We start from the raw sequence: 1,994 nt of genomic DNA on the forward strand, positions 1-1,994 counted from the left end.
GAAAAGCGTGGTTTTACCTTTGAAATCGCTCTACAGCTTGCGGATGGAGCGCACGGCGTCCACCCTGCCTGAAATGCGGCGCAGGGCGCGCGCAAGGCCGTCCTCGCGCGCCACCAGGGCCATGCGCGCGGCCAGGCGCAGGGTGGCGGGCAGCCACAAAAAGGCCAGCGCGCCCCATTGCCTTTGCCGGGCCAGATCGCGGGCGAACAGACGGCGGAAGCCGCGCCCCATGCGCCGGAAGTCCGCCAGATAGCTGAAGACCTCCACCTTGTGATGCCAGCTTTTGGGGTGCAGCCGCCAGCGGGTCAGTTTTTCCGGCGCAAAGGCAAAGGGCACGCGCGCGGCGAGCTGCGCCCAGACCCACCAGTCCAGCCAGCGCGGCACGGGCGTTTGCAGGGAAATCCGGCGCAAGAGGTCCGTGCGGGCCATGGCGCAGGAAAAGGTGGGAATCTTGTTTTCCAGCAAAAAGGGCCGCACGTCGCACACGGTCCGCTCATACCGGGCGTGCCAGCGCATGACGCGCGGCACATAGCCCTCAAACCAGGCCGTGTCGGCTCCGGGCATGGCGAAGGGGGCGATGTCGTTGCAGACCACGCCCGCGCCGCTTTTTTCCGCAGCCTCCAGGCGGCGCTCCAGACAGTGGGGATGCCAGAGGTCGTCGGCTTCCAGAAAAGCCGTCCAGCGGCCCCGCGCCTCGGCCAGGCCCAGGGCCAGACCGGCGGGCAGGCCGTGGTTTTTGCCGTCCGCATGGGTCAGCACGCGCAGCCTGGGGTCGCGCGCGGCAAAGGCCCGGGCCACGGCCAGGGACTGGTCCGTGGAGCCGTCCTCCACCAGCAGAATTTCGATGTCCTCCACGCTCTGCCCCAGAACGCCGCGCAACGCGCCGGGCAGATAGCGGGCGTAATTGTGGCTGGGCACTATGACCGTGACGACCGGGGCGGAAGGCATGGACCACCTCCTCAAAAGGGTGGCGGGGCGTTCAGCGCTTCTTTTTGCCCCCGGCCGCCGGGGCGGGTTCCGGGCAGGAGGGATCGTCCAGCAGGGTCTGGAGGTGGCGCAGGCTGTGCCAGTGGGCGAAGAGCATTTCCATGAGGCCGTTTTTGACCCACTGGCCCAGGGTGGCCTCGGGCAGAGCCATGATCGCGGCCCGATCCGCGCAGCGCAGGCCGCCCACCCTGCGCTCCTTGCCGTTGCCGCGACGCACGCCCAGCACGCGCTCGCGCAGCGCGCCGTGCAGGGCCAGTTCGGCCAGGGCCTTTTCACAAGCCCTGTGGCGGCGGTACTGGCTGGCCATGGCGTTCATGACGCCCCGCAGCAGTTCCGTGGGTTCGCCGTCGGGACCATAGAGGGGCAGACCGTCCTTCTGATGAAAATGAGGCGCGTCCTCCTCAATGGCCAGGGCGATCTCGCTTTTTTCCGCCTCGTCGTCCGCCCCCTCGGAGAAACGGGCCTCAATCAGGGAAAAGGGATGATTGGCGGCCATGAGGGGCAGATATGACGCGGTCCAGCGGCCCTTTGTGTCCACAAAAACATTTCTGTCGCCCAGGCCGAGCAGGGCGTGGGGCACGGCATTGCGGGCGTCCGGAAAGATAACGGGAAAACAGCGGGCCGCATCCGGCACCTCAAAGGGCAGCAGGGGCATGGTGGTCATGGAGGCGGCAAAGGAGCAGTCGTCCAGAGCCTTGAAGGTCAGCGCGGCGTGCGCTTTCTTGCTCAGGGGGATGATGCGGGACATGGGAATGAAATCTCCTGTGATGAATGGGGAAGTGATGCGGCTCGCGGGCCGCTCCGCAGGGAGACAAAAAGCGGGAATCTCCGGAGCGCCGCACCGGCGGCAGGGGCCTCCGGAAGGCCTGCGGGTGAAAGGAGGCGCGACCCTCTTCATGTGGCCGGCTCGCATATGGTGAGCCGGCCGCACAGGAGGGTCGCGCCCGTCTCCCTTTCCGCTCCCCACGGAAGAGGGGAGCGGAAGGGAAGGTATCAGGGTTTAGGCG

General features: G+C 67.2%; 2 protein-coding genes. Both read right to left on the reverse strand.

Features of this window, described 5'->3' with window-relative positions:
- Positions 1–30 precede the first annotated feature (30 nt).
- Positions 31–948 carry a glycosyltransferase family 2 protein gene (locus tag FYJ44_RS14325; protein WP_154513300.1) on the reverse strand — a complete coding sequence of 306 codons (918 nt, stop codon included), beginning with the start codon at positions 946–948 and terminating at the stop codon, positions 31–33.
- Positions 949–979: 31 nt separating this feature from the next.
- Positions 980–1,735: a SapC family protein gene (locus tag FYJ44_RS14330; protein ID WP_195841044.1), complete on the reverse strand. Its 756-nt coding sequence runs from the start codon at positions 1,733–1,735 to the stop codon at positions 980–982.
- Between the last annotated feature and the right edge of the window lie 259 nt (positions 1,736–1,994).

It is taken from the genome of Desulfovibrio porci, from assembly GCF_009696265.1.
GTDB classification, from domain to species: domain Bacteria; phylum Desulfobacterota; class Desulfovibrionia; order Desulfovibrionales; family Desulfovibrionaceae; genus Desulfovibrio; species Desulfovibrio porci.